The following is a 26,746-nucleotide window of genomic DNA, read 5'->3' as shown; positions in this document are numbered from 1 at the left end:
TCAGCTCTGCACTTTTCCATAGGTTCCGCCGCCTCCGGCTTTCAGCTCTAAATCCCCGTTCCTTGCTTTGATCACGAGATCAGCCGTCTGCGGACGAATGGTTTCTTTTAGTTCGCCTTCTTTTACCCGGTGAAGGATATTCATCTCAGTGCCGAAAGCATCTTTCAGCTTCTGAATCGTTTTCGGACCGATGCCGGGGATCAGCTGCAGCGGAACCTGGTGAACGTACGGCGGGCGCTTGACCGGGCTTTTATCCTGATCGTAAAGCTCCATTAGACGTGTGCTGACGCCTTTTGTAAACTTTCGGCTTCCGCACGCTTTACACACCGTTTCACCTGCCTCCTGCAAACGGCCGCATGTTTCACAAGCGGTTTGAAAATATTTGCCCAACTGCGGATTCATTCCGTAATTGGCGGCAATGCAGCGCCCTTCTTGTCCTCTTAAAGCAAGTGAAAACTCTTGAAAGCTGGCATGTTTAATGTGGAGCTTATTATACTCCCTGCCGATTTTCCCAAGAGAATGGGCGTCCGAATTGGTCAAAAATGCATAGGGATTCAGTTCGGATACGTGTGAAGCCATATCTGTGTCGCTGCTCAGCCCGAGTTCAACCGCATCAATCATCTTCGGGTCAAGCACTTCTTGCAGCGAAAATTTGACTCCTTTGCCATACAGGCTCTTATGCGGCGTAAAAATGTGAGCGGGAATGAACAAGCCGCCGAGCTCTTTCACCTTCCGCTGAAGGCCGATGCCTGTCTCATAGATGCGCTGGGAGCTCAGATGGATATTCGTCACCCTTTCCGAGAGCCAGGCGGAAAACTGCTTCATTGCGGAGATCGACGGCATAAATGCCAGCACATGAATCGGGCCCCGGCATCTGTCATCATTGATTTCCAATTCAGAACCGCACAGAAGCACGGTATCTTTATATTTGATTCCGCCGTCTTCAAGCTCTGTATAACGGCCTGAAGACACCCCTTTTTCAATTTCCGCCAGCACCTCCGGTGAATGACAATCTATAATGCCGATCAGTTCCATTCCTTTATGCTCGCTTGCTTCAATCAAAATTTCGTCGAGCGTAAGCGTTCTGGCAGCCGTTATCTTAACGGGCCGGCCTGATTCCGTCCGCCCGATATGGATATGCATGTCTGCGAATATTTCTTTCATTTTTTTGCTTGCAGGGCCTTTCTCAGCTCCAGATACTGCACGGCATAAGCCGTTTTCGCATCATAGATGTCCTGAGTTTCCATCAGTTTCAGCGCACCTGTAAGCGGCACCTCCATTACTTCTACAAATTCGTCTTCATCAAGTTCGCGCTTTTCTTCAAGCGGTGTCAGCTCTTCGGCAAGATACAGGTGCACCAATTCGTCCGCAAAGCCCGGCGATGTGTAAAAAGCGGTGATTTTCTCCAGCTTTGCCGCCGTGTATCCCGTCTCTTCCTCAAGCTCCCGCAGCGCGGTATATTCAGGTTTCTCTCCTTTTTCAAGCTTGCCTGCCGGTATTTCAACGATCGTCCGTTCAAGCGCTTTTCTGTACTGCTTCACCAAAATGATGTTTCCTTTATCAGTCAAAGCAAGCACCGCAACAGCGCCCGGATGCTTCACGATTTCGCGCTTTCCCGTTTTACCATTCGGCAGTTCGACGTCTTCAAGATAAAGATCGATCACCTTGCCCGAAAAAAGTTTTTCTTTAGATATGGTTTTCTCCTCTAAATGCTTCAGTTTGATCATCTCCTAAGTTCTGCTCTGGCTTTTGATCCCATACATTTTATCATACACCATGGAAGGGGGACGCGCCATGAAGGTCTACCGGCTGAACAACCGCATCGTCATGTCGGGGAAAGCATGGGAAATCCGCGCCAAGCTGAAGGAATACGGACGAATGTATCACTATGTGAAAGACTGGCTTTCTGAAAAAGAAAATCGCATGATTTTGATTGACATCAAGAAGGATCGCATGAAATAATACTTTTCAGTAACATTACTTGAAAGTATTATTTTGGAGGCGGATGGATGTGGGAAATGAAAAAGGACGCAAAGGTAAAGAAAGCCGGAAGCGGCTGCTCACAGTTGCTGCAAACGAATTTGCAAACCGGGGATTCCATGAGACGAAAGTAAGTACGATTGTCAAAAGAGCGGGGCTGACTCAGCCGTCTTTCTACTTATACTTTCCAAGCAAAGGCGCCATCTATAACGAGCTGATCAATGGCTTTCACGCGAACTTAAAAAATCTGATCGAATCGTTTCGTTTAGAAGAAGGAATCGAGAAAAAACACGTATCAAAACGGGTAACGGCTGCTGTAGAGGCTGTATTTCGTTTTTTGGCAGAGGACCCGGATTTGACCCGCATCGGTTTTTTTCTCAGCTCGGAAGCATATGAAATGAAAAAAGATTTAACACTGGCCTTGAAAGAAAACTTGAAAGCAGAGCAGGAGCTTGGCTACTTCCGGTCCGGCCTGGAAATGGAGACCGTTGCCGAATGCCTGACAGGCATGATTGAGCACCTTGCCGATATCTATTTGCTTGACGGATCAAAAGACTCCTCAAGTCTCGCAAAACAAATCACGGATCTTTTGATCCACGGGATGCTCGTTAATCCGCAACATCCAGAAACGGAGTGAACATGGTGGCATTTATTTTCGTAAAAGCAGGATTGGCGGCATTTATGCTGATCGGAGGCGTAATCAAGGCGATGCACGTTCCTTTTCAAGTGGAACATTGGCGCCATTATCAATACCCGCTGTGGTTTCTTTCAGTAACAGGATTTCTTGAAATCGCCGGAGCGCTCGGCATGATCGCCGGGATTTGGAATGTGCATCTGGCTGTCGGCTCGGGGCTGTTGTTCTCCCTGCTTATGACAGGCGCCATTCATGCCCACCTATTCCGGGCGCGGCAGCTTTTTTTACGGCCATCCCTGCCGCGGTTTGTTTGATTTGCGCCCTAAGCGTGATCATCTTCGAGCTGTACTTCTGATTCCGATGCCGATGGGTTGAAAACTTCGCTCCTTTGTATTACGTTCAAAGTAAGAAAAAAAGGAGTGAAGCTTATGAAAAAAAGGACGCTCGGACATTCCGATTTACAGGTGAGTGAAGTCGGCCTCGGCTGCATGTCTCTCGGAACAGACAAAAAGCACGCACTGTCAATTTTGGATGAAGCTTTGGCGTTTGGCATCAATTATTTGGATACTGCCGACTTGTACGATTTTGGACGCAACGAAGAGATTGTCGGTGAAGCAATCAAATCAAGGCGCCAAGACGTGATCCTTGCGACAAAAGCAGGAAACCGCTGGGAGGAAGGAAAACCGGGCTGGTTCTGGGATCCCCGGAAAGCGTACATAAAAGAAGCCGTCAAGCACAGCTTAAAGCGGCTGCAAACCGACTACATCGATCTTTATCAGCTGCACGGCGGCACAATTGAAGACAATATCGACGAAACGATCGAAGCTTTTGAAGAATTAAAACAGGAAGGCGTCATCCGCCATTACGGCATTTCTTCAATTCGGCCGAACGTCATTAAGGAATACATCAAAAAATCAAACATCGTCACGGTCATGATGCAATACAGCTTGTTGGACAGACGGCCTGAGGAATGGCTTTCTCTCCTTGAAGAACATGGAATCAGCGTGATTGCAAGAGGACCTTTGGCAAAAGGGATTCTGACAGAAAAACCTCTGTCAGATGCAAACGCCGCGATCAAGAAAAACGGCTATTTATCGTATTCCTACGATGAACTCGTTAAAACAAAAGCGGACATTGAAAAAACGGCGCCTGATTTATCCGCGACCGAAACCGCGATGAAGTATATTCTCGCCCAGCCGGCTGTCGGAGCGGTCATCCCCGGAGCGAGCAAAATCTCCCAGCTTCGGGAAAACGTTGAATCTGTCGGCGGACGCGGTCTGACAGAACAGGAAATCAAAGCACTCCGCTTTTATACAAAACGCGGCGTGTACACTGCACATCGCGAATAAAGCAATAAGAAAGCCCCGTCTCTTGATCAGACGGGGCTTTCTTACTTATACTTCTTCCAGTCGTCAATTCCGCTTTCGTTGAGGAGCTCTTCAAAGCTTTTATTTTTTTCCCTTTCTTGTCTTTCCTTGATGAGCCGTTCTTTCTCACGCTCTTTTCTTTTTTCGTCCTCCTCTTTCAATTCGCTCTTCATTTGCTGAAGTTTATCTTTCAAATCGTCGGCGAGCGCATCTTTCAGCAGCTGCCGGGCATTTGGGTCTTGTTTTTTCTTTCCCATATCCTGTCCTCCGTTCTCCCTGTTTGTGATGATAGTTTATCAGGAATCTAAAAGTTCAGGCAAGCCGTCTCTCTCGGCAAATGCCAATCGTTGTGTGGTATGATAAAGTGAGAAGCATTTAAGAAAGGAAGAATACATCAGATGTTGATTTGGCTGGCTGCTATCGGGGCGGTTTTGCTGTTTATTGCCGCGCTCGGAATCTATTTTACGAATCAAATCATGTACATTAAAAAACGGACAGACGAATACATTATCGAGCGGGAAACGGCTGACGGCCATTATGACGAAAAAGCTTTTGCCGCTCTCCCGAAAGAAGAAATCAACCTCCCTTCTTCTTACGGCTACAATATTAAAGGATACTACGTCCATCCGCACAAAACGAAAAACACCGTGATTATCTGCCACGGGGTGACGATGAATTTGCTGAATTCGATCAAATATATGAATCTGTTTCTTGATCTCGGCTGGAACGCCGTCATATATGACCACCGAAGGCACGGCACAAGCGGCGGAAAAACAACGAGCTACGGATATTATGAAAAAAACGATTTGAAAACGGTTGTCCATTGGCTTCGGGAAAAACACGGCGAACACGCGCTGATCGGCATTCACGGCGAATCGATGGGCGCTGTCACGACGCTTCTTTACGCGGGAATGGACGATGCCGACGCTGATTTTTACGTGGCCGACTGTCCGTTTGCCACATTTGAGGATCAGCTCGTTTACCGGCTGAAAGAAGATTTTCATCTTCCGGGAGCTTTCATTTTGCCGCTTGCCAGCCTCTTTTTGAGATGGCGGGACGGCTACCGCATCGGTGATGTCTCCCCTTTATCCGTCGTCGGGAAGATCAAAAAACCGGTGCTGTTCATTCACAGCAAACACGACGACTATATCCCGGCTGAATCGAGCGAAATGCTTTACGAGAAGAAGCCGGGGGAGAAAAGGCTTTATATCGCTGAAAAAGGTGCGCACGCGATGAGCTATACCCAAAACAGAAACAGCTATAAAAACACGGTGCGGGACTTTCTTCAAGAGATCACAAATCGGCGTAAAGAAGGCGAACGAGCATAAGTCTCGTCCGCCTTCTTTTGTGCTACAAAATATCCGTAATGTCGCTCATATGATCGCCGATCCAAGAGATGGCCGTCTCAATTGTATCGAATTCCTTTGTTTCAAAAGTCATTTCATCCTGAAGAAGCCAGACATCCTTTTTGACGGACTCTGTCCCTCCGATTGACCAATGAAGGAGTGTATACGGATGATTTTGATGTAAAAAGGACGCCCATGTTTTATTTTGAGCGGTTTGTTTTAAAGATTTTACCTTTTGATTCAAATCGAACGCCACCCTATTTCACTAAAATACTCATTCTGGGAGAAAGCACCTGTGCCGGACTTTTCAGCATCAAGGCACCCGCCTTCTCATAATAGTCGATGGTCATCGCTTCATCAAAAAAGACTTTTTGCGATGACTGAATATAAATCGGAAGCCCGTTTGTCTCAAGGGGCTCGCAACTTCCCGATAATTCGTCCGTCAGCCACAGAACCGGCACGCCGCTGACCGCGCATCCGCAGCCCTCGGAATCATAGCGAAGCTGGATCTTTTTATCAGGATAAGGCTCTGTTGCCCGTTGAATGGCTTGTTTTGCCTGTGCAGTGATTTCAAGCTGCATGATATCATCCTTCTCTATTTCGTTTACGGACATTGTACCACAGGAGCAGGAAAAAGCGCATCGTTTCCGACTGTCAGGCATAAATATGAAGGGATTCGGAGGTGGAATGATGCCCAAAAAAGTGCAGATTAAAGTGATGGACAACGGCGGTTTCCGGGTCACGGGAGACGTCGAATTGATCGATATGGAAGGAAACCCGTTCCCTGAAAAACCCGCTTTTTCGCTCTGCAGATGCGGAAAATCGCTGAAAATGCCTTACTGTGACGGAAGCCACAAAGGAACGTTTGACTCTTGTGTCAGAGCCTGAAACAGGAGGGGGCTTTACCTGTCCTGTCCTCCCCTCCCTTTTCCCATTGTTCAGCCAAGCGCTCAGTCTCTTTTATCCAACCGTTTTTGCCGTCAACATAGCCTGCCATGTCAAGCGGAAACATCTCCGCCAGCTTCATCTTCAGAGCAGCATATTCTTCGGCCCGCTCCGGATGCGAGATTAAATAATCCCGAAACGCGAGATGCCGCCTGATATCGGGATGCCCGCTTTCATACAGATGGACATGGTGTGTACGCTTCCGTCCTCCTTTTTGAAAGAACCTTCTCCCCGGAATTCCGTTTTCCCCCTTCGATTCATAGCCGAGCATTTTCATCTCCTTTTCGAAGCGGGCGGCGGAGCCGAGATCGTTTACTTCGATCAGGATATCAATGACAGGCTTGGCGCTCATCCCCGGAATTGACGTGCTTCCAATGTGGTGAATATGCAAGACTTCATTCTGGAAAAGCGCTTCAAGCTGCTTTTTTTCTTTGAAAAATTCGCCCTTCCACTCCTCTTGATAGGAGACGACTTTCACCTTTCTCGGCGCATTCAGCGTCAGTCTTGAAAGAACAATTCCTTTTTCAGGTTCATACTGCTCAATCTCGGAAAATCCCAATTTCTGATATAGCGCTTTTGCCGGTTCATTCTCCGCTCCCGTCGTCACTTCAAACGCTTCGGCTTCCTTCTCCATCAATAGATAACGAAGCAATGCCATCGCAATCCCTTTTCGAAAATGGACGGGATGAACGACCAGCCTGCAGATCGTCAGCTTTTCGGCTGTATGTATAAAGGAAGCGATTCCGGCTAATTCTCCTCCCTCAAACCAGCCGATGAAAGTTTCACGGGAATCCATCACATCAAAAGCTGTTTCATTCAGCTGCGGAATGCCCTGAAATTGAATAATCTCCGCTTCTTTTTCATAAGCCGGCCTTTGAACATTTACAATGCGGCGGGCCGTGTGCGGGTCTTTATGATTTAACAATTGAATCATTGCATTTCCTCCCCGCCGGTGCCATCTGACGGGGGCCGGCCGGGCCGCTCCGAAATCCTTGCGGCTTCAACTTTTGCAACCCGCACGGCAAAGTCAGAATACCATTTTGTTCGGCCTTTTTCCTTCGCCTGCCGGTGTTCGCTGTGAAACTTCCATTTTTCAATCGCCTCAAGGCTTTCCCAATAGGAAACCGTTATTCCTTTTCCGTTCATGTCCCTTGCGCTTTCTGCTCCTAAAAAGCCTGGCTGTGCTGCGGCAAGCTTTAGCATGTTCGCAGCCGTCTCTTTGTAGCCATGATCCCCGTTCGTTCTGACCGATGTGAAAATCACTGCGTAATACGGCGGCTCCGGCGTTTTTGAAATCATGTTCATCCCCCTTTGGTAAACAGGACTTGATCCTGATCCGGTCTGTCATCATTCGAAACGTCTTTTTTTTACGAAAATCCCGTTTTCCGCTGATAAGCAATCAACACTTTGTTGATATGCAGCGGACCGCTTTGCAGTCGGAAAAAAACTGCACATGAGAGCACAGGCACATTGTTTTCAATGCACATGTTTTCATCAAAATCTAACCTCTCCTTTCAACATTATACCTGACCATCGGCACAAATGTTCTGCAACTAAGCAATGGATATGCTTCCTTATTATACCGTTTCCCGCTCCCAATTTACCATTTTAATACGTCAGTAGATGAATGGGAGTAATTTCTTAGTTCTAATTCAACAGCACAAATCGATTTGCCATCTCCCTGAAAAGCTTCACTCACCTTGCCCCATAGGATACCGGCGCGCCCAGCGGCAAAAAACCGTTTCATATACTGCTCTTTTTCCGAGTGTAAAAAATAGATAATTTTACACTTCGTTTTCATATGTTCGTTTTATAGAATTGTCGTTGTTGTGAACTTATTACTTTTTTAGGAGGAGAAACAATGCGTCGCCATTCATTTTTATCTATTCTATTGATTTGCATGCTGTCTGTTGTGTCCGTATTTTCATGCCGGCCTTCAACAGCTTCCGCCGCTTCCCACAATCCGGTCGTCATGGTTCACGGCATCGGCGGAGCCAATTATAACTTCATCGGCATTAAATCGTATTTACAATCTCAAGGCTGGACAAGCAGTGAGCTTTACGCCATCAACTTTATCGATAAAACAGGAAATAATAAAATCAATGCGCCGACATTATCCGAATACATCAAGCATGTGCTGAATCAAACAGGAGCATCAAAAGTCGATATTGTCGCCCACAGCATGGGCGGGGCCAATACGCTCTATTATATTAAAAATCTGGACGGAGCAGATAAAGTCGGACATGTCGTTACCCTTGGGGGTGCTAACCGGCTGGTTACAAACACGGCGCCTCAGGGAATCGCTCCGAATGACAAAATCTCATACACTTCGATTTACAGCACAAGCGACTATATCGTCTTAAACAGCCTCTCCAAACTTGGTGGTGCAAACAATGTGCAAATCTCAGGCGTAAGCCATGTCGGCCTTTTGTTCAGCAGCAAAGTGAATGCCTTGATTAAAGACGGTTTGACCGTCAACGGGAAGTAAAAGTGAAGGAACTTGAAGAGCTAAATTTCTTCAAGGCTCCTCCTCATTTATCGGGACTGTCTTCCCGCCCGGCAAAAATAAAAAGGACTCTAAATAAACGCCATTTCCGATCGTTCATTCAGTGTCCGTCAACCCCGTCGATATATGATTATTCCACAATGATTTCAAAGACTCTTTGTTCGAGATTGTATTTAGCGTCTTGGAATGTAAATTTATAATCATCTGCGTCGGCATCAGGTGAAAGCCAAGCTCCGTATTTTCTGATCGTCTGGACGATGCTTTCGAGTTCAGCAGGAGTGAAGTCACCTATGTCTGTGCCTTCGGTTTCAGCGGTATGGCGTATTTTTACTGTAATCATCATCGCTTTATGGCTCCTTTCACTTGCTGTTTGAACATCTTATTAACAGCATATTTTTTTCCCCTGTAAATCGTTCCATTAACTCCCTTGTTTCAAATTATTCGCGCTTTCTTTTTTGCAGACCTATTTTATATGGAAAAGCTGGCCGGGCTCCGAAAAATTTGTCCACGCACTTTCGTCAAACACGAACAAACATTCCTTTACAACAAAGGAAATATCCCCTATGATAATGAGGGTAAATCGAAATCATTACTACTTGGGGGTATTAACCGATGGCTTACATAGCAAAACGCATGATCATACCGATTGTTTTTCTCTTCATTCTCGCTTCCTGCTCCGCCGGAGGCGCTGACTCAGCGAAAGGTGATGAGAAGAAACTCACCTTTCTTTTCAATATTCCAAGTCAAACCCTTGACCCGAATCTCGATGTCAATTATACGGCTGTCCGCGCCGGCATCAGCGAAACGCTCGTCAAAATCAGCGCTGACCTTTCCATCGAACCTTGGCTTGCCAAGGATTGGGAAAGTAAAGACGGACAAACATGGGTCTTCACCCTTAAAGACAATCTGACGTTTCAAAATGGCAAAAAAGCGGATGCCAAAGCGGTAAAAGCGTCTTTAGAACGGACGATACGCGAGAGCAAAGCGATGAATAACGCCTTAAAAATTAAAGAAATCAAAGCTGCAGGACAAACATTGACGATTACAACAAAGGAGCCTTTTCCCGAATTCCCTTCAGAGTTGGTTCATCCAAACACATCGATCATTGACGTCAGCGCAGCAAACATTTCTCAACAGCCCGTTGGGACGGGCCCTTTTCAAGTTTCCTCTTTTGAGGCCGGCCATAAAATAGAGTTAGAACGGTATGACGATTATTGGGACGGCAAACCGAAGCTGAAGCACGTCACATTTTCGTTTAATGAAGACGCAAACGCCCGCGTCATGGCTCTCCAATCAAAAGATGCCGACATTATTTACAGACCGAGCGTGGAGGATATTGACCAAATTCAAAAAGATTCATCGATTACCGTTGATTCGGTGCCGAGCTTGCGCGTTCACCAGATTCTCTACAATACAAAGAAGGATCATTTCGCTGACCGTCACCTGCGCCGCGCCTTCGACGCATTACTGGACCGCAAAGAAATCGCTGAAAGCATTTTGAACGGGCATGCTCAGCCGGCAGACGGACCTTTCTTAGCGGATTTCCCGTTTTCCGCCGGTACGGTTCAAAAGCCGAGCGGACTGGAAGCGGCAAAAGCTGAGCTGAAAAAAGCCGGCTACGAGCTTGAAAACGGCAAAGCCGTGAAGGACGGACAAGCCTTATCTTTTACACTGCTAACCTATCAGTCTCGTCCGGAATTGCCTTTAATCGCACAAATTCTTGAATCAAATGCGAAGGAACTGGGCATTTCGATTAAGATTCAACAAGTCGAAAATATCGATGAGTATTTGGCGAAGAACGATGATTGGGATTTGGCGACATACAGCTCGATGACCGCGCCCAGAGGCGATGCCGGCTATTTGCTGAACACCGCCTATATGCCGAATGGCGCTTTAAACTACAGCGGCATCGAAAATCAAACCTTGATCAAATGGATTGAGGAATTCAACCGCACAATCGACAAAGAGAAGCGAGACCGCCTTGCTAAAAAAGCAGCTGAATTGATCGAGAAGGAGACATTGAACTCTTTTATCGTCACTCCCGAAAACATCACGGCATACCGAGACGGTGTATTAAATTGGGAAACGAGCAAAAGTGAGTATTATATGCTGACGAAAGATTTGGATGTGAAAACGAAATGAAGCAGATCGCTAAGCGGCTGTTTGAACTGGTTCTATTCTTATTCCTGCTTTCGTTTATCAGCTTTGTATTTATGAAAGCGGCTCCCGGTGATCCGGTGAAACAGATGCTTCGCGTAGATGATGTAGCGGTAACAGACGAGCAGATCGAGGCATTCAAAGAGGAGCTCGGTTTGGACAAACCGGTTTATATTCAATATTGGAACTGGTTTAAACGCTTTTTCCAATTTGATTTGGGAAAATCCTATACAACACACGAACCCGTCATCGACGAGCTCAGCCGGAAATTCCCGGCGACATTGCTTCTGACCGGCGCATCGCTTCTCGTCATGCTGCTGATCGCCGTGCCGGTCGGAACGCTTTCCGCTTTATACCGGGATCGGTGGATCGATCATCTCGGCCGCTTGCTCGCTTTAGTGGGAGCCGCGCTCCCAAGCTTTTGGCTCGGATTGATACTGATCGATCTCTTCTCCGTCAGGCTGAATTGGCTGCCGTCGATGGGAGCCGGAACGTTTAAACATTTGATTCTCCCCTCTCTCACGCTCGGGATCGCGATGTCGGGCGTTTATGTCCGCCTTGTACGGTCAAGCTTGATCGAAAGCCTTGGTCAGGATTTCATCAGATCAGCCAGGGCGCGCGGTATCAGCGAGGCGAGAATTTTCTTCTTTCACGCGTTTCGCCACTGTCTTGTCCCTGTCATCACGATATTCGGAGTCAGCCTCGGCAGCCTGCTCGGCGGCACGGTGATTATTGAAGTCCTGTTTGCATATCCCGGCGTCGGCAAGCTTGTCGTTGACGCCATCGTTCAGCGTGATTATCCGATCATTCAGGGGTACATTCTTTTCATGGGGATCACGGTTGTCCTGATCAATCTTTTGGTCGACCTCTCCTATCGGTACCTCAATCCGGAAATTCGCTTAAAGGAGGCTGGACGCCGATGAGAAAAAACGTCAAACTTATATTCCGAACCAAAACAGGACTGTGGTTCGTGCTGCTGTTTTCCGCGGCGCTGTTCACCGTCCCCTTCTTTTTGCCGTTCGATCCGCTCCGCACAGATATGGCCAACCGTCTCCAGCCGATCAGCTTGCAGCACTGGCTCGGGACAGACCATTTGGGCAGAGATATATTTTCCCGAATGATCGCCGGTGCGAAAGCGACGGTCGGCACCGCCTTGGCCGCGATTCTGATCTCCGTTTTCATAGGCGTTCCCGTCGGGCTTGTCTCCGGCTTTTTCGGCGGACGGCTGGATCGGATGATCATGAGAATCGTTGACGCGGTCATGGCGTTTCCGGACTATATTGTCGCGATTGTTTTAAGCGGTTTGCTTGGCCCCGGTCTGATGAACTTAATATTAGCCGTTGTCGCTGTCAAATGGGTCGGCTATGCAAGGCTGATCCGCAGCACGGTGTTTTCGGAAAAACAAAAAGATTACATCGCCTTGGCCGAGCTGACTGGCTTAGGCTCCGGGGCGATTTTAAAAAAGCACTTGCTGCCCCATGTTCTCGGCAACGTTTCCGTACTTGCGACACTTGATATCGGAAAAACGGTGTTAATGATTGCTGCCCTGTCCTATATCGGACTGGGTGCTCAGCCTCCATACCCGGAATGGGGCGCCATGCTGAATGACGGAAAACATTACTTTTTGCATGCGCCTCAGCTTATGGTGATTCCCGGTCTTGCGATCATGTTCATCGTTCTGTTGTCCAACCTGTACGGTGATCGTTTAAGGGACAGGTTTGACGTTAAACACAAGAAAGGAGTTTCTTAGCATGCCGATGTTATCCATTGAGGGCTTATCAATCAGCTCCCGACAGCACACCATTGTCAAAAATGCCTCCTTCTCGATCCATGAAGGGGAATGGTTCGCGCTGCTCGGGGAAAGCGGCAGCGGAAAGAGCCTGACCGCTTCGGCCATAGCCGGGCTGCTTCCGGACGGACTAACGGTGTCCGGCGGAGATGTGATATTTGAGGGCCGCCAGATGCTTCAAGCCGGCCGCAAAGCGCTCCGACGCATGCGCGGAAAGGATATCGCCTGTATTTTTCAGGACTGTCACGGAGCATTCACCCCTTTTATACGGATCGGCAAACAAATTGACGAAATGGTCAAAACGCATACCGATTGGTCTAAAAACAAGCGAAGAGAAGCGATTCTCCGCGCTTTTCGGGAGGTTTCTCTGCCGGAAAACAGAGTATATGAAAGCTACCCGTTTCAATTGAGCGGCGGGCAGCTCCAAAGGGCCGCGATCGCTCAAGCGATGGTGCTCCGCCCGAAGCTTCTCATCGCAGACGAACCGACAACGGCTTTAGACAGCATCACGGCCGCGGACGTCTTGCAACAGCTCACCGTGATGCGCGCCAAAACAAACTGCGCCATCCTTTTTATCACTCATGACCTCCGGCTTGTCAAAAGGTACGCCGATCAAACCGCTGTCATGCAAAACGGAGAAATCGTCGAAAGCGGCTTAACCGCTGATTTAATCAGACAACCGGTACATGAATGTACAAGACGTTTATTCGCAGCCGTCCCGCCGCTGAAAAATCCTCCGCCGAGGCTGACAGCCGCGCCTGAAACAAAGGAAGCGGCGCTGGCGGGAACAGGAGGTGCGTGATGACCCATTCAGCAGAAACCGTTCTTTTTGTCAGCAATCTGACAAAACATTACGCTTGCGGCCACAAAGCGGTTGACAATGTATCGTTCTCCATTCGAAAAGGCGAATGCCTCGGGCTCGCCGGCGAGAGCGGCAGCGGGAAAAGCACCCTCGCGCGCTGCCTTCTCCTGCTCGAAAAAATCGATCACGGAGAGATTCGGCTTCATCAACATCCGCTTCCCGGCATAAACAAAAAAGAGACCCGAAGACTGCGCCGAAAGCTGCAGGCTGTTTTTCAAAATCCGGCCGCATCATTGAATCCAAAGCTCAATATTATCGATTCAGTTATGGAGCCGCTTGATGTTTCCAAACAAGACATACCGCCATTTTTAAAGGACTTCCAAGGCAGCCGCCGTCTGACGGCTGAGCGTCTGTTCTCAATGGTCGGCCTTCCCTCGAGCCTCCTTGACCGCTATCCGCATGAATTAAGCGGCGGGCAGCTCCAAAGGGCCTTAATCGCCAGAGCCATCAGCACTCACCCGTCTTTAATCATCTTTGATGAGCCTACGGCAAGCCTGGATGTCACCAGTCAGGCGAAGATCCTCGACCTCCTCAAAGATTTGCAGGATGATATGGGGCTTTCCTATTTGTTTATTTCCCATGATCTGGCCGCTGTCCACTTTATGAGCCATCGCATCATGGTCATGAAAGACGGGCAGATTGCCGATCAATTTAAAAAAGAAGAGCTTTTTTCTGCCGAAAGGCACCCATATGCCAAAAAGCTGCTTCAGGTGTTTGAATCCTAAGGGGGGTCATAAGAGATGAATCACAGACATTATCTAGCACTCGCCGTTCCGCTGATCATTTCAACGATCACCACTCCTTTGCTGGGGGCGGTCGATACGGCGGTAGCCGGGCAGCTTTCCTCCCCTGCTTACATCGGCGGTGTTGCAGTCGGAACGATGATTTTTAATACGATGTATTGGCTCCTCGGCTTTTTGCGGGTGAGCACATCGGGGTTCGCTGCTCAGTCGCTCGGCTCCCAAAACAGATCAGAGAGCGTTTTGGCTCTTGCCCGGCCTGTTTGCATCGCGTTTTTTGCCGGACTGATGTTCATTCTCTTGCAAAAACCGCTTGAATACGCAGCGCTGACGCTGATACAGCCTGACCGCCATACCGCTGAATTCGCCTCGCAGTATTTTTCGCTGAGGATTTGGGGCGCTCCATTTGCTTTAATCAGCTATTGCATTCTCGGCTGGCTGATGGGAATGTCCCTTATCAAAGTGACATTGCTTTTGCAGATTTCGATGAACGTCTTGAATATCGTGCTTGACATCGTTTTTGTCTACGTCTTTCACATGGAAGTATACGGCATCGCTCTAGCCACTTTGATTGCGGAAGTGACGGGCTGCCTGATCGGCTGCTGGCTTGTGAAAACGAATGCCGCCATGCGGTTTAAGCTGCCGTCCGTCAAGGTTTTGTTCGACCCGAAACCGTTTAAAAAAATGATGGTTGTCAACCGCGATCTATTGATTCGGACATTGTGCCTTTTAACAGTTTTTAATTTGTTTACGGCTAAAGGAGCCGGCTTCGGCGCTGAAGTTTTGGCCGCAAATGCGATCTTAATTCAAATTCATTATATGATGGCTTATGTGTTTGACGGATTTGCCAATGCATCGAGCATTTTTGCCGGGAAAGCCGTTGGAAGAATGGATCGGGAACTTTATTCCCGTACGCTTTCCCTTTCGATCCAGTGGTCGCTGATCTCGGCCGCGCTGCTTTCAGTCGGCTACTTTCTTTTGAAAGGTGTAATCCTTCCCTTGTTTACACCGCTTGAAAGCGTTTTGGAAGCAGCGAAAACCTACGATATTTGGATCGCTCTCTTTCCTTTGGCCGCAAGTTTTGGACTCGTTTTTTACGGGATTTTTACAGGAGCGACTGAAATAGGCCCGGTCAGAAATTCAATGTTCTTGGCTGTTCTCGTCTTCCTGGCCGCCTTTTTTACCGCTGTGCCCGCTTTCGGAAACCATGGGCTGTGGCTCGCTTTTCTTTTATTCAGCCTTGGACGTTCCGTATTCTTATGTATGGCTGTTCCCGGGCTGACCACCCGTCTCTTCGGAGAGCGAAGTGCTGCGAAAGAGGCAGGCTAAAAGCCAAATCATAAAACCCCCCGGCTAAAGCTTAGCCGGGGGGGTTCTCGTTTATTCTTTCGTTAATTGTGCGACGAAATGGTTCAGATGATCCAGCGTCATCACATTTTGATTGCATGTTTCACTGTCACAGCAAATATAATTGCCTCTGTCTGTATAGGTTTCTTTCCCGCTTTTCACCCGGGCCATGAACAGTCCGATCTCTTCGGTCCTGTTGCATATCGCGCAGATTCCTTTTTTATTGCTGGATTTGATGGTGCCGTGTATTCCGGTCAGCTTTCCGCCGGCATCCACAATCATGTACTTTCTGCCTGATCCTGCATCATTCCATCCCAGGTAGGAATATCCGCTGAAATCCATCTGTTCAAAATCGGGCGTCTTTAACTTCTTCACTTTAGAAAATAGCTTTTTAGCGGTTTTTACTGTTATACGCTGAAATGGAATGACATGAGGCTTTAATTCGGCTAAAAAGCGCATCGTTTCACCGCTGTCTTCCACTTCTGCCATCTTCTGCAGCAAAGACTTTTGATCGCTGCTGAGATCAGGAAACAGGTTGAACACTTGATCGAGCGCATTGCATTTCAAAGCGTCAAGTACGTTTTCGTCATTGATGTTCGCATGTCCCTGAACAAGGCTGTCCGTTTGAAACTTAATAAAATTATATTGGTCATTTCTGATAAAAGGTGTCTTCATTTCTGCCAGCTCCTTATTTATGGATCTATATTTAAAAATAAGGTGCAAAGCCGGATGATCAGAAATGATACCTTGCTTTTTTTAGGCGATTTGTTGATAACCCCGCCTCATGCAAAGTATCGCCTTTCAAGATAACAGGCTTTGCATGAGACGCTGCAGTCGGCAAATGAATGTCATTTACCATTTTATCCACCTCCGAATACTGATTCTATTATAAACGACAATCGTATTCAATCTCAATGATATCCTCCATCTTTAAAATGCATATTTCATCCGCCCGGCTTACGATCCGCAGCTCCCTTTTCAGGGCGTCGGCATAGTGAATCCGGCCGGCCAGCGTTTTCACTTCCCCCTGCCGATAATAGGCAAATTGCAACATTCTGTTTTCTGCCATCGCTTCACAAATGATTTCATTAAATTCTTCATATTTTTGTTCATCCAGGATCGGTTTTTTGAGTTTTTGAAGGCTTTCATGATATTCCCTGAGCAATTCCACGTGCTCAGGCAGCATCATGGAAACCCATTTGATACTGCCTCTGTCGCGAAGCATAAATGATTCTCCTTTCTATGCCTGATGGCCTCCGACCAATTTTGACCGCAGCCGGGCCGTCCCGGCGTTTGTATAGGAAACGGCCCGCAAAAGCGCTGTTGATCCGTGCCGTTCTCTGATGCCGTCCATCACGTACCCGAGCTGCCGCTTCTTTTCCTGATCGGGACGAAAAAGATCAAGCTGCATATTGGTATCGTCTTGAATATTGGACAAAGAGACGGAAATTTTCCGAACCGTTTTGCCGGCATAAAACCGCTCGAACAATGCCAGACATGTATGGTATAGATCAAGGGTGACATTTGAAGGGCTTTCCATTGTTTTTGAACGGTAAAACCCGCCGCCAAGCTCATCGCGGCTGTATTCGACGCCAAGACTGACGGTCCGGCCCGCCTGGCGGTGGGCGCGCGCCCTTTTGGCCACTTCTTCACACATTTCAAGAATGACATGCTTGACTTCCTCCGGATTCGGATAATCGCGAAGCAAAATCTGGCTTTTTCCATAGCTGACCTGCCCCTCCAAGAGCGGCGCTCCGATCGCTGAAAGGTCGATGCCCCAAGCGTGATAATAGAGCTGGTTTCCCATCACCCCGAATGTTTTCTCAAGCCGCTTGAGATCATAGTGAGCCAGCTGACCGACTGTAAAGATCCCCATCCGGTTTAACGTCTTTTCCAGCCTGGAGCCGATTCCCCACATGCGGCGCAGCGGAGACAGCGGCCACAGCTTCGTTTTCACGTCTTCGTAGCCCCAAACGGCCACTCCGTCTGCTGATTTTTTCGCTTCAAGGTCAAGGCACAGCTTTGCCATCAGCAGATTCGGTCCGATTCCGACAGCACAGGGAAGGCCAAACTCCCTTTCCATATCATCTTGAATTTTCATCGCAATCGTTCGGGCGTCTCCCCACATGCTCTCAACACCGTCCACCTGAATAAAGCTTTCATCCACGCTGTACGTATGAATGGCATCAGGCGGCACATAGCGGCAGAACAGCCGGGTGAGCTCTGTAGAAACACGGACAAACAGCCCCATCTTTGGATTGACCAGCTTGATGCGCGGATCATCCGGCAGCTGATAAAGCCTTGTTCCCGTTTGCACGCCGAACTCTCTTTTCAGAGCCGGAGAAGCAGCGAGAACGATGCTCCCCTGCCGCTCCGTGTTTCCGACAACCGCCAGCAGGCAAGTCATCGGATCAAGTCCGAGCAGGACTGCGGCACAGCTTGCATAAAAGCTCCGCATATCAACGCACAAAACCGAACGCGACGGATATTGACCGTAATCCATCTCTCTCCCTCCAAAAAGAACTGATGTTCGCACAATTAGTGTATGAATACTATACTCCGAATATACGTTCGATTTCCAGGCGTAATTTTATCCAAAGAAAATCCTGGCTGAAAGCAACAAAAAACACCTTCTTTGGAAAGAAGGTGACATGGCGGATCATTCCAGTTCGGAATGCTGCCGCATCCGGTTTAATGGCTCAAATTGAAAGCTCCCTTGAGAACCTCGTTTTTTCCTAGTAAGATAAAAGAAAAAGCGCTCCTAAAGGAGAAAGACAAATGGATGAGAAACTGATTGAAAAAATGCTCGGACAGGCGCTGAAGCAGTACGGACGCAATGTTGCAACCGATCCGCTCAGCCCCGGCGAAAAAGAAATCCTGAAGCTGGCTTTGCAGGAAAGGCGGATCGAGGAACCGAATGAGGGGCTGCATGCCCATATCGAAGATGTCATCTATGATTATGTCACAAATCAAGGCTTGTTCTCCTTTTGATCACCCAGCATATAGAAATTCCTCTATTCACCGCCATTTGTTTCATGTATGATAAACAAATAAAAACGTAACGGAGAGTTTATCATGAAACAAAAATGGCAGAACATCCACCCGCTCAGCTGGACCATTATTGTCGGAACCATTTTCGGACGTATGGGCACAGCCATGAGCATCCCTTTTTTAGCAATTTATTTGACACAAGTGAAAGGCGCCTCTTCCGGCTTTGCCGGCGCCGTTATTGCAGCGAGCTCTCTGATCGGAATTGCGGCAAGCTTTTACGGCGGGTACTTATCAGACAGGTTCGGCCGGAAAACCATCATGCTCGTTTCGATTTTCGGCTGGACATTCGTGTTCGCCGGTTTCGCGCTCGCCGATCATGTCTGGACATTCTTTGTCATGAATGCCTTAAACGGATTATGCCGCGCTTTGTTTGAACCGACTTCAAGAGCGCTGCTTTCAGACGTATCCAAACCCGAAACGCGCCTTTTCGTCTTTAATCTCCGCTATACCGCGATCAACCTCGGCGTCGTCTTTGGTCCGCTTTTAGGCCTGTACCTCGGATCTTCGAAAACGACGCTGCCGTTTTTCATTGCGGCTTTCATTTATTTTATTTATGCGGCGGTGCTGGTCATTCAGTTTAAACACCACACCGTACCGGCAACTGAGCGGAATAAGCGTATAAAAGTGCGGGACGCGCTGGAGGTGACAAAAAAAGACCGGGTATTTACGATTACACTAATCGGTTCGATTCTTTGTTTATTCGGGTATTCCCACTTCACATCCACGCTCGCACAATACATGGCGGCCAGCCCGTTCATCGAAGACGGGACGAAAGTGTTCGGTATGATGCTGACGCTGAATGCCTTGGCCGTGCTTGTCGTACAGTACCCGATCGTACATATCGCCAAACGGTTTTCACCGATTTTATCGCTGATTGCCGGAAATGTGCTGATTAGCGGAAGCCTGTTCAGCCTCTCGTTTTTCCACGATCTATGGTCCATCGTCTTGATCATTATCGTGTTTACGATCGGGGAAGTGCTTCTCTTTTCGATGATGGATTTACTGGTCGACCGGATTGCCCGGCCTGAGCTGAAAGGCACTTACTTCGGGGCTATAGGCTTCACCCAGCTGGGAAGCGTGATCGGCCCTTGGGCGGGGGGAATGCTGCTGGACGCCTTTGGAGCGGAAAAGCCGTTTTTCACTTTTGCAATCCTGTCTGCTGTCACTATTTGCGGCGTTCCTTTCCTGGTGGCAGCCTTCCGGAAGCTCAAAATAGATGAAGCAAAAGTCAAATTAAGTTCGAAAAAAACGATGCAGCATTAATTGAAAACAGGCCGGCTCGGTCAAAGGCCGGCCTTCCGGCGGACGCCCGCCTCAAGGCGCCGCAAGTTCGACTTTAATGCGGTCGGGATCTTCGGTATACAAGGCATAATGCCCGCTTCCGCCGGCAAACGGATGTCTGTCTTCATATAAAATGCGGCATCCACGCTCCCTCAGTTTCATTGTCATTTCGTCGACCTGTTCTTTGGATGCCGCGTAAAAAGCAAGATGGTTTAAACCGACGCGGCACCTGTGATAACCTGCTTTGACAAACTGCTCTTTCGCCTGCACAAGCACGAGATAGGCGCCGTTTGCTTTCCAGCTGATCCCGTCTTCCCATTGTTGAAAAACCTCATAGCCGAGCTCTCCGAGAAACCAGCCCCAAAAGCGCTTCGACGCTTCCAAATCTGAAACATACAGTTCAATATGATGGATCATGCAAGCCTCCTCTTCTACACCCGTCTGACGAGAATCTCTTCCACCTTGTGGCCTTCGCCTTTTCTCAAGATTAAATCAGACCGGAATTTTGTAGGCAGAATGTTCTCATACAAATTCGGACGGTTGACGGTCTCCCATATTGACTTTGCCATATGGTCCGCTTCTTCGTCCGCAAGGTCTTTGAATTTATGGAAATAAGAACTCGGATCTTGAAATGCCGTCTCTCTGAGCATGCGAAAGCGTTCAAGATACCATTTGATAATGAGGTCTTCTTCGGCATCCACATAAATTGAGAAGTCAAAAAAATCGGAAACGAAAACCCGCGGTTTTGTCCGGTCGTCTTCGATCGTCGGCGTCTGCAGCACATTGACGCCTTCGATGATGACGATATCCGCTTGTTCAACCGTTTCGTAAACCCCTTCCAATCTGTCGTACGTTAAATGGGAATAAACGGGTGCGCGAACGATTTTCTTGCCGGATTTTAAATCGTTTAAAAACTCAAGCAATGCTTTGACATCATAGCTTTCCGGAAACCCCTTCCGCGACATCATCTGTTTTTCTGTCAGCACCGCATTGGGATAAAGAAAACCGTCAGTTGTGATCAGACTGACTTTCAACCGTTCCTGCAAACGCGAGAGCACCGTCTGAATGATGCGGGCCGTCGTGCTTTTTCCAACCGCGACGCTTCCGGCAATCCCGATGATGAACGGAATTTTGGCCGCGTGAGGATGGTTCAAAAAACCGTTCACCCGGGTGTTCCGTTCATATTGAGTTGTCCGGTGTAAATAAAGCAGCCTCGCCAGCGGAACATAAACGGTTTCGACTTCTTCCAAAGACAGATAGTCATTTAAACCTTCAAGCCTTTTTACTTCCTCTTCGGTCATTTCTACCGCCATATGCCCGCCGAGATTTGCCCAGGCATCGCGGGTATGACTCGTATATAACGTGTGCAAATTCAAATCCTGATTCGCCATTATACTCACCTGCCCTCTGTTCAAAAGCTGTTTACTAAAAAGTGCATGAATTTCTGAGACCGCTTTATTATTATATAGAATTTTCCGAATATTTACGAGGAACAAGGTTTCAATCAAAACAACCGCCTCATCCAGAGACGGCAGATTCTGTTGTTCCAACTATTTGACACTCGCCTGCCAAACCTGAGCCAACGAGCATCCGTCGCTTGCAAAAAAAGAGCGCAAGTGCCTGCGCTCTTTTTTCAAACGACATATTTGCTTTGCCTGTGCGCCATATAATAAGTAACCGCAGACAGCAAGCCGATGGATGCGGCTAAAATGATGACGACCGGAATCATGTCCACCTTCACCGGTGTAAACAGTTTAAAGCCGCCGCTGAAACTGAAAACCGCATGCCCGAGATTAGACAGCAGGTTTTTCAAATCGAATCTCCCCAAAGCAGGGATAAGCAGGCTGTAAACGATATAAAGCAAAGCAGGCGTAATAAAGCTTCTGAAGAGGACGCCCAAATAAAATCCGACCGTCGAAAAAATGAAGCTGACCGCCAGAACGACAACGAGCTGAAGCGGGATATTGCTTTTTGAAACAGCGGGTATTGTGAACTCGCCGACCGGTATGGCCCTTGAAGCCAGGGAATAAAAGACGAAGCTTGACACATATGCCGTACATACAACGGCGATCACGGCGGCAGCCATCACCATGTAAACTGAACACTGTTTGGCCAGCAGAACGGATTTCCAATCATGGCTGACAGCTTTCACTTTCACCGTCTTGAACCTGATGTCGTAAGAGGAGATATAGATGGCATACAGCGTAAAAGCCAAGGGAAAAATGATGAAGCCCATCAGCTCTAGCGTCATGATAACCGACTGCTTGGGCTCCAGATGATGGAGGGACAAGACGAAATTCTCATAGTCAAACCTTAAAATATTTTCGACGATCTCTCCGTCGCCATCCTCGCTTTTCAGCTCCCCTTCCTTCACCTTGACGGGCGACGCCAGCGCCTGCTTAATATCGATGCCGAGTTCTTTATATTCGTCTTCAGTCTTTTTAAACTGCTGATAGCTGTCAATTGTATTTTTATAATGTACATATATGTATCCGGATGAAATGAATAATAGAGGAAGCAATAACATGACGAGCATTTTAGAATATGATTGAAATGCAAGCTCTTTTTTGAAAATATTATAAATATTCTTTATAGACATCGCCCAATTCTGCTCCATTCGTTTTAAAATTGTCTATGTGGATAGCTGAACCGTCTTTCAACACGTATAATTGATCGACGATTGAAGAATAAAACTCAAACTGATGGCCGGCGGCAACAATCGTCATCCTGCTCGACCAGTCATTGATCAGCGCCTGAAGCTCCATCATGGACCGGTAGTCAAGCCCGTTTGATATCTCATCCAAAAACAAATATGACGGTTTGTTTAATGCAGCGATCATTAAGGCCAGCTTTTTCTTTTGTCCGTATGAATAGGTCTTAACCTTTTTTTTCAGCAGCGCCCGGCCGAGGAACTTTTGCGATAATTGTTCCAGCTCTTCTTTGCCGGCAGGTTTATTGATCAACAGTTTAATATTTTGATATCCGCTCAGATGATCGTAAAACGGGGAATCGTCATAGATAACGTGCACTTTGCTCCTGACGGCTTCAAGCGGCTCTCCGTCGTACAGAATGCCGCCTTCGAAATGTTCCAGCTTGAGCAGGCATTTCAAGAGCGTCGTTTTCCCGGCGCCGTTTTCCCCCATCAGGAAGGTGACTTTGTTTTTTTCGATATTCATGTTGAGACGGTTGAATACCTTTTTGCTTCCATAAGATTTCGTCAGGTCATCGATTTTGATCAATTTAAAAAATCCTTTCTTGCATCAGGATGGTGTTGCAACATTCTCCATTATACAACGCTGCCATTAATTTCAAAATAGTCTTTTAGCAGCGTTGTATGAAATGGCTTACGGCAAATTAATCGTTTCCGTATTTTCCTTTTTTATTGACCCACCTTCTGTCTGTAAAGGTTGAGCTGGCGAATTCAACATCTCCCCACGGTGTAACGGTCCCGAAGCTCAGCGTTTTTTTCGCTCTCCATTTGTGAAGCCCTGAAGACTTGTAATACCTTTTAATCCCTTTTGCTCTCACGACATTCGGAAAGACGTAGCCGACATCCTGCGATCCGCTGCTTTTCGATACTTTTTTGCCGTTGTAGTACCAGTCGATATAATCTTTCGACCAAGCGAGGAAGCTTCCTCTTTTAATTGTGAGCCTTTTTCCTGCATATGCCGTCACACCGCTTTGGACAGATGCCTGTTCAGGAAGTGACTGCACGTATTCTGTCTTGGCTTCAAGCAGTTCTTTTTGCTCACTTGTCAGCTGCCCGTCCCCAGCAGCCGCAGCGAATGAGGATGGAACCAGGAGCGCCGCAGACAAAGAAAACCCTAAAATCGCTTTTTTCATTTCGTTTCCCTCCGTATTTTTGATAATTCGTATGTACGTCTTCAGCTGCCATCCATAAGCTACTGCCGCATCCAAAACAATTTAAGGTCCGAGTTCTCTCATTTTAATGGATAAAAAAATAGATTTCTAGCAGAATGGACCATTTTATCATTACCTATTGGAAATTATCACCTCCTATGTAATTGATATTATACCATATTTTTACTTATATTCAATTCCTATTATTTGGAATTTTCGTCATGGGTAGCCCGCATCTTTTATAATGGGGATGAAAAAAGGAGGAAGAAGAGGAACCTATATACCTGGAAAGCGATTCTACAGCTGTTATTCGTACAAAAAAACAAAGCACCCGACAGACTGTCTACCTTCATGGAGACGGTCTGTCGGGAACCGCCTTCGATTTGGAGGATGAAGAAGCCGATCGTTTATTTGTGAGTGCACATAGCAAAGGCTGCTTAAATCCAAGGCAGCCTCATCCTTTAAAAGTTCTTCGATTTATCGTTCGATTTGCTTTTGGAAGGAACAATCCGGTGTTCCACCTTTTCATAAAGGGACAGCATTTGATGAATAAATGACAGCTTCGGTGCTGTCCAGAATACAAACAGAGCTGACAACACGCCAAGAAGGGCTCCCGCCGCAACATCGAGCGGATAGTGAACGCCCGACCAAATGCGGGAAATGCCTACGGCAAACGCAAGCACAAGCCACAGCCAGCCCGTCTTTTTGTGAAACAGGAAGAATAAAAAGCCGATTGAAAAAAACAAAATCGTATGGTCGCTCGGAAACGAATTGTCAATTTCATGCTCTATCAGCTTGTTGACATTCGGAAGCGTGGCAAACGGTTGATAGTTGGAATGCAGAAAGCCCATGATTTTCCCAAGAATTTCGGCAATCACAAATGCGATGACTGCATAAATGACCATCAATCTGTTTTTTGTCGTCCGGGTCAGCCAATAAACGACAAGACCCAACGCGAGGAAGTACATCATATATTCGGCCAGAAAGTAAACGACCGGATTCAGCATCGAATACTCTTTTCCCAAATCATTAATGAAACGAAAAGCATCAATATTTAATTCTGAAAAAGACATGTTCCATTCTCCTTTTTTATACTTTTATCCTAAATATATCCATCAAAATTGTGCAATAAGCCTTTATCGGGATTAGGAATGTACAAACATGTGTTGCACATTCCTTTAGACTCCTCCTGCATCAATGAATATCGATTTTTTTAAAGTAAACGATTGTCGCGGCTAATCCAAGAACGGTTGTGGCGGCAACACTGATAAAAGAATATTCGGGCGGATATTCCGGAAAGAACGTACCCGAAGCGATCACCCATACCGCCGACCAGGGGAGTAAAGCGCTGTACTCCGTGCCGTATACCATAATGCTGACCATTGATATAATGATTGTAAAGATAATGGTGGGCACGTAGTTTTTAAACAGCAGTGTCACAAATATAATTGGACTGACCAGGAAGAAAAGAAGTGCCCCGCCTATCATAAATTGTTTAAACCCATCTATTAAAACCGCCGAACTGAGCCCTTCAAACTGGCCGATCAGCCCAAACAGCAGCGTCAGCACCCAGGCAATCAACGTCAGCATCATGATCCAAATGAGGAGCAGAACCAATTTGCTGACAATCAGGCTGATTCTTGAAACAGGAATCGTCAATAGATTCTTTAGCGTGCTTTCAGCGTATTCCCGATTGAATAAATATGATGTAATCACGCCATACAACGGGACTCCGATCAAAAGCACAATATACAGGTTGGTATCGGAAAAGGTCTCACTGAAGCGAATCGGTACATCAGGGTACTTGGCTTTTTTAGCCAAAGACGATATAAAACAGATGAAAGGGGCTGCCGCCGCTCCCAGGATACTGACAAGAAACATCTGTGACCGCTTAAGCTTCAGCAATTCGGTATATAGCAAATTAGCCAATCGTCCCGCCCCCAATCAACTTCACGAAATAGTCTTCAAGACTGTCTTCGCTCATCGCAATCTTCAATACGTCTATTCCGTTTTCGACAAACAATTTATTGAGCTTTCCCTGCTGGCCCAAATGGGAGTATACCCGGATGATCCCGTCCTGGTGAACTTCGTAGTCATGAATATCAAAATGCTGTTCCATCAGAACGACCGCTTTATTTTGATCGGATAATTGAAATTCCAGATATTTGCGGTTTCTTTTTTTGAGATGGTCAAACGGAATTTCTTCAAGCAGTTTTCCTTCATGAATGATCCCGACATGATCGACGAGCTGTTCGATTTCAGACAAAATGTGGCTTGATATAAAGATGGTGATGTTTCTTTCTTTGGCGAGAGAATGAATGAGTCTTCTCATTTCTTTGATCCCGATCGGATCCAAGCCGTTTGTCGGCTCGTCCAGTATCAACAGCTCCGGATAGTGAAGCAAGGCTCTTGCAATTCCCAGCCTTTGTTTCATGCCCAAGGAAAACTTGCCGACGAGCTTTTTCGTTTCATGCTGCAGGCCCACGATCTCCAATACTTCATCGATCGCATTTTTTTTATGGATACCTATGATTTTCGCATTGATCAGCAGGTTTTCCCTTGCCGTCAAGTTCGCGTAAAAGCCGGGCACTTCCACGATAGATCCGATTCTTCTTAAAATTTCTTTTTTATTCTTGAAAAAATTCTCTCCGAAAATTTCTATCTGCCCGCTGGTCGGTTTGATCAGACCCAGCAGCATTCTGATCGTCGTCGTTTTGCCGGCGCCGTTTCGTCCCAAAAATCCGTATATATCTCCTTGTTTTACATTGATATTGAGATGGTCTACAGACTTTTGCGGCCCGTACATTTTCGTGAGATCCGTCGTTTTAATAATTGTGTTCAAAGTTGATCCACTCTCTTTCACTCGCCTTATAACTACAT

General features: G+C 47.2%; 32 protein-coding genes and 2 pseudogenes. 15 read left to right on the top strand and 19 right to left on the bottom strand.

The window, feature by feature from the left end; translation table 11 throughout:
• Together ACVC9U_RS06840 and ACVC9U_RS06835 are read right to left on the bottom strand one after the other, a co-directional pair.
• Window positions 1-1,164, bottom strand: a complete 1,164-nt coding sequence (locus ACVC9U_RS06840) for a TIGR00375 family protein (RefSeq protein ID WP_039072811.1) — start codon at window positions 1,162-1,164, stop codon at window positions 1-3.
• Window positions 1,161-1,718: an NUDIX hydrolase gene (locus ACVC9U_RS06835; protein ID WP_026579348.1), complete on the bottom strand. Its 558-nt coding sequence runs from the start codon at window positions 1,716-1,718 to the stop codon at window positions 1,161-1,163. Before ACVC9U_RS06835 ends, ACVC9U_RS06840 begins: the two co-directional genes overlap by 4 nt.
• Window positions 1,719-1,794: 76 nt before the next feature.
• On the opposite strand from ACVC9U_RS06835, the pseudogene mciZ reads away from it, so the two are divergent.
• From mciZ to ACVC9U_RS06815, 4 genes and pseudogenes are all read left to right on the top strand, one after another.
• Window positions 1,795-1,911, top strand: a pseudogene (gene mciZ / locus ACVC9U_RS06830) (Z-ring formation inhibitor MciZ); the annotation flags it as partial.
• A gap of 100 nt (window positions 1,912-2,011) precedes the next feature.
• Entirely contained in the window at window positions 2,012-2,617 is a 606-nt protein-coding gene (locus ACVC9U_RS06825; protein WP_441390365.1) for a TetR/AcrR family transcriptional regulator, read from the top strand.
• A gap of 5 nt (window positions 2,618-2,622) precedes the next feature.
• Window positions 2,623-2,969 (top strand): annotated as a pseudogene (locus tag ACVC9U_RS06820) (DoxX family protein).
• A gap of 73 nt (window positions 2,970-3,042) precedes the next feature.
• A complete protein-coding gene (locus tag ACVC9U_RS06815) occupies window positions 3,043-3,963 on the top strand; it encodes an aldo/keto reductase (protein WP_039072813.1) in 921 nt (306 codons plus the stop codon).
• Window positions 3,964-4,004: 41 nt separating this feature from the next.
• On the opposite strand, the gene ACVC9U_RS06810 is transcribed toward ACVC9U_RS06815, so the two are convergent.
• Window positions 4,005-4,238: a YqkE family protein gene (locus ACVC9U_RS06810; RefSeq protein ID WP_023855942.1), complete on the bottom strand. Its 234-nt coding sequence runs from the start codon at window positions 4,236-4,238 to the stop codon at window positions 4,005-4,007.
• 141 nt (window positions 4,239-4,379) lie between these two features.
• Here ACVC9U_RS06810 and ACVC9U_RS06805 point away from each other — a divergent pair, with 141 nt between their 5' ends.
• Window positions 4,380-5,309 carry an alpha/beta hydrolase gene (locus ACVC9U_RS06805; protein WP_043054378.1) on the top strand — a complete coding sequence of 310 codons (930 nt, stop codon included), beginning with the start codon at window positions 4,380-4,382 and terminating at the stop codon, window positions 5,307-5,309.
• 22 nt (window positions 5,310-5,331) lie between these two features.
• Here the strand turns inward: ACVC9U_RS06805 and ACVC9U_RS06800 are convergent, their stop codons facing one another.
• Both ACVC9U_RS06800 and ACVC9U_RS06795 read right to left on the bottom strand, forming a co-directional pair.
• Entirely contained in the window at window positions 5,332-5,571 is a 240-nt protein-coding gene (locus tag ACVC9U_RS06800) for a YqkC family protein (protein WP_003183211.1), read from the bottom strand.
• Window positions 5,572-5,584: 13 nt separating this feature from the next.
• Window positions 5,585-5,908, bottom strand: coding sequence for an iron-sulfur cluster biosynthesis family protein (locus ACVC9U_RS06795; RefSeq protein ID WP_020452052.1), 324 nt, complete (start codon window positions 5,906-5,908; stop codon window positions 5,585-5,587).
• Window positions 5,909-6,017: 109 nt separating this feature from the next.
• Between ACVC9U_RS06795 and ACVC9U_RS06790 the strand changes: the two genes are divergently transcribed.
• On the top strand, window positions 6,018-6,215 hold the full coding sequence (locus tag ACVC9U_RS06790; protein ID WP_043054379.1) for a CDGSH iron-sulfur domain-containing protein: 198 nt from the start codon (window positions 6,018-6,020) through the stop codon (window positions 6,213-6,215).
• On the opposite strand, the gene ACVC9U_RS06785 is transcribed toward ACVC9U_RS06790, so the two are convergent.
• Together ACVC9U_RS06785 and ACVC9U_RS06780 are read right to left on the bottom strand one after the other, a co-directional pair.
• Complete coding sequence (locus tag ACVC9U_RS06785) at window positions 6,205-7,206, bottom strand: bifunctional GNAT family N-acetyltransferase/GrpB family protein (RefSeq protein WP_146874510.1); 1,002 nt, start codon at window positions 7,204-7,206, stop codon at window positions 6,205-6,207. The two genes, ACVC9U_RS06790 and ACVC9U_RS06785, sit on opposite strands and share 11 nt — an antisense overlap.
• Window positions 7,203-7,577, bottom strand: a complete 375-nt coding sequence (locus ACVC9U_RS06780; RefSeq protein ID WP_223254782.1) for an antibiotic biosynthesis monooxygenase family protein — start codon at window positions 7,575-7,577, stop codon at window positions 7,203-7,205. Before ACVC9U_RS06780 ends, ACVC9U_RS06785 begins: the two co-directional genes overlap by 4 nt.
• A gap of 556 nt (window positions 7,578-8,133) precedes the next feature.
• Between ACVC9U_RS06780 and ACVC9U_RS06775 the strand changes: the two genes are divergently transcribed.
• Window positions 8,134-8,760 carry an esterase/lipase family protein gene (locus ACVC9U_RS06775; RefSeq protein WP_023855948.1) on the top strand — a complete coding sequence of 209 codons (627 nt, stop codon included), beginning with the start codon at window positions 8,134-8,136 and terminating at the stop codon, window positions 8,758-8,760.
• A 148-nt stretch (window positions 8,761-8,908) separates the two neighbouring features.
• Here the strand turns inward: ACVC9U_RS06775 and ACVC9U_RS06770 are convergent, their stop codons facing one another.
• A complete protein-coding gene (locus tag ACVC9U_RS06770) occupies window positions 8,909-9,121 on the bottom strand; it encodes a hypothetical protein (RefSeq protein WP_023855949.1) in 213 nt (70 codons plus the stop codon).
• Between the two features lie 269 nt (window positions 9,122-9,390).
• On the opposite strand from ACVC9U_RS06770, the gene nikA reads away from it, so the two are divergent.
• The 6 genes from nikA to ACVC9U_RS06740 are packed head-to-tail and all read left to right on the top strand — an operon-like array spanning window position 9,391 to window position 15,655.
• The gene (gene nikA, locus ACVC9U_RS06765) at window positions 9,391-10,920 is read left to right on the top strand and encodes a nickel ABC transporter substrate-binding protein (RefSeq protein WP_026579342.1); all 1,530 of its coding nucleotides are present in this window, start codon (window positions 9,391-9,393) and stop codon (window positions 10,918-10,920) included.
• Window positions 10,917-11,858, top strand: coding sequence for a nickel ABC transporter permease (gene nikB, locus ACVC9U_RS06760; protein ID WP_020452058.1), 942 nt, complete (start codon window positions 10,917-10,919; stop codon window positions 11,856-11,858). Before nikA ends, nikB begins: the two co-directional genes overlap by 4 nt.
• The gene (nikC, locus tag ACVC9U_RS06755) at window positions 11,855-12,685 is read left to right on the top strand and encodes a nickel transporter permease (protein ID WP_103749511.1); all 831 of its coding nucleotides are present in this window, start codon (window positions 11,855-11,857) and stop codon (window positions 12,683-12,685) included. Before nikB ends, nikC begins: the two co-directional genes overlap by 4 nt.
• 1 nt (window position 12,686) lies before the next feature.
• Window positions 12,687-13,526 carry an ATP-binding cassette domain-containing protein gene (locus ACVC9U_RS06750; RefSeq protein WP_075754062.1) on the top strand — a complete coding sequence of 280 codons (840 nt, stop codon included), beginning with the start codon at window positions 12,687-12,689 and terminating at the stop codon, window positions 13,524-13,526.
• A complete protein-coding gene (locus ACVC9U_RS06745) occupies window positions 13,526-14,311 on the top strand; it encodes an ABC transporter ATP-binding protein (RefSeq protein WP_020452061.1) in 786 nt (261 codons plus the stop codon). Before ACVC9U_RS06750 ends, ACVC9U_RS06745 begins: the two co-directional genes overlap by 1 nt.
• A 15-nt stretch (window positions 14,312-14,326) precedes the next feature.
• Window positions 14,327-15,655 carry an MATE family efflux transporter gene (locus ACVC9U_RS06740; RefSeq protein ID WP_075754060.1) on the top strand — a complete coding sequence of 443 codons (1,329 nt, stop codon included), beginning with the start codon at window positions 14,327-14,329 and terminating at the stop codon, window positions 15,653-15,655.
• A gap of 51 nt (window positions 15,656-15,706) precedes the next feature.
• Here ACVC9U_RS06740 and ACVC9U_RS06735 read toward each other — a convergent pair whose 3' ends face one another.
• The 3 genes from ACVC9U_RS06735 to ACVC9U_RS06725 all read right to left on the bottom strand — a co-directional run bounded on the left by ACVC9U_RS06735 (window position 15,707) and on the right by ACVC9U_RS06725 (window position 18,176).
• Window positions 15,707-16,348, bottom strand: a complete 642-nt coding sequence (locus tag ACVC9U_RS06735) for a FusB/FusC family EF-G-binding protein (protein WP_075754058.1) — start codon at window positions 16,346-16,348, stop codon at window positions 15,707-15,709.
• 211 nt (window positions 16,349-16,559) lie between these two features.
• Window positions 16,560-16,898 (bottom strand): YolD-like family protein, encoded by a 339-nt coding sequence (locus ACVC9U_RS06730; RefSeq protein ID WP_020452064.1) that lies wholly within the window; start codon window positions 16,896-16,898, stop codon window positions 16,560-16,562.
• A gap of 15 nt (window positions 16,899-16,913) precedes the next feature.
• Complete coding sequence (locus ACVC9U_RS06725; RefSeq protein ID WP_023855953.1) at window positions 16,914-18,176, bottom strand: Y-family DNA polymerase; 1,263 nt, start codon at window positions 18,174-18,176, stop codon at window positions 16,914-16,916.
• A 275-nt stretch (window positions 18,177-18,451) separates the two neighbouring features.
• Between ACVC9U_RS06725 and ACVC9U_RS06720 the strand changes: the two genes are divergently transcribed.
• Both ACVC9U_RS06720 and ACVC9U_RS06715 read left to right on the top strand, forming a co-directional pair.
• Window positions 18,452-18,664: a YqzH family protein gene (locus ACVC9U_RS06720; protein WP_023855954.1), complete on the top strand. Its 213-nt coding sequence runs from the start codon at window positions 18,452-18,454 to the stop codon at window positions 18,662-18,664.
• Between the two features lie 84 nt (window positions 18,665-18,748).
• Window positions 18,749-19,987 (top strand): MDR family MFS transporter, encoded by a 1,239-nt coding sequence (locus tag ACVC9U_RS06715; protein WP_023855955.1) that lies wholly within the window; start codon window positions 18,749-18,751, stop codon window positions 19,985-19,987.
• A 51-nt stretch (window positions 19,988-20,038) separates the two neighbouring features.
• Here ACVC9U_RS06715 and ACVC9U_RS06710 read toward each other — a convergent pair whose 3' ends face one another.
• The 8 genes from ACVC9U_RS06710 to bcrA form a co-directional block, all read right to left on the bottom strand.
• Window positions 20,039-20,422, bottom strand: a complete 384-nt coding sequence (locus ACVC9U_RS06710) for a VOC family protein (RefSeq protein WP_023855956.1) — start codon at window positions 20,420-20,422, stop codon at window positions 20,039-20,041.
• Between the two features lie 14 nt (window positions 20,423-20,436).
• Window positions 20,437-21,396 carry a type I pantothenate kinase gene (coaA, locus tag ACVC9U_RS06705; RefSeq protein WP_441390355.1) on the bottom strand — a complete coding sequence of 320 codons (960 nt, stop codon included), beginning with the start codon at window positions 21,394-21,396 and terminating at the stop codon, window positions 20,437-20,439.
• 242 nt (window positions 21,397-21,638) lie between these two features.
• Window positions 21,639-22,604 (bottom strand): ABC transporter permease, encoded by a 966-nt coding sequence (locus ACVC9U_RS06700; RefSeq protein WP_095291528.1) that lies wholly within the window; start codon window positions 22,602-22,604, stop codon window positions 21,639-21,641.
• On the bottom strand, window positions 22,582-23,244 hold the full coding sequence (locus ACVC9U_RS06695; RefSeq protein ID WP_023855958.1) for an ATP-binding cassette domain-containing protein: 663 nt from the start codon (window positions 23,242-23,244) through the stop codon (window positions 22,582-22,584). The genes ACVC9U_RS06700 and ACVC9U_RS06695 overlap by 23 nt, the downstream gene beginning before the upstream one ends.
• 115 nt (window positions 23,245-23,359) lie before the next feature.
• Window positions 23,360-23,848, bottom strand: coding sequence for a hypothetical protein (locus ACVC9U_RS06690; RefSeq protein WP_023855959.1), 489 nt, complete (start codon window positions 23,846-23,848; stop codon window positions 23,360-23,362).
• 479 nt (window positions 23,849-24,327) lie between these two features.
• Window positions 24,328-24,939 (bottom strand): bacitracin resistance undecaprenyl-diphosphatase BcrC, encoded by a 612-nt coding sequence (gene bcrC / locus ACVC9U_RS06685; protein ID WP_075754052.1) that lies wholly within the window; start codon window positions 24,937-24,939, stop codon window positions 24,328-24,330.
• Window positions 24,940-25,060: 121 nt separating this feature from the next.
• Entirely contained in the window at window positions 25,061-25,795 is a 735-nt protein-coding gene (locus ACVC9U_RS06680; protein WP_023855961.1) for an ABC transporter permease, read from the bottom strand.
• Window positions 25,788-26,708, bottom strand: a complete 921-nt coding sequence (gene bcrA / locus ACVC9U_RS06675; RefSeq protein WP_023855962.1) for a bacitracin resistance ABC transporter ATP-binding subunit BcrA — start codon at window positions 26,706-26,708, stop codon at window positions 25,788-25,790. Before bcrA ends, ACVC9U_RS06680 begins: the two co-directional genes overlap by 8 nt.
• Window positions 26,709-26,746: the final 38 nt, after the last annotated feature.

It is taken from the genome of Bacillus sp. GM2 (genome assembly GCF_056155945.1).
This window is presented reverse-complemented; position numbering and strand designations above follow the sequence as displayed.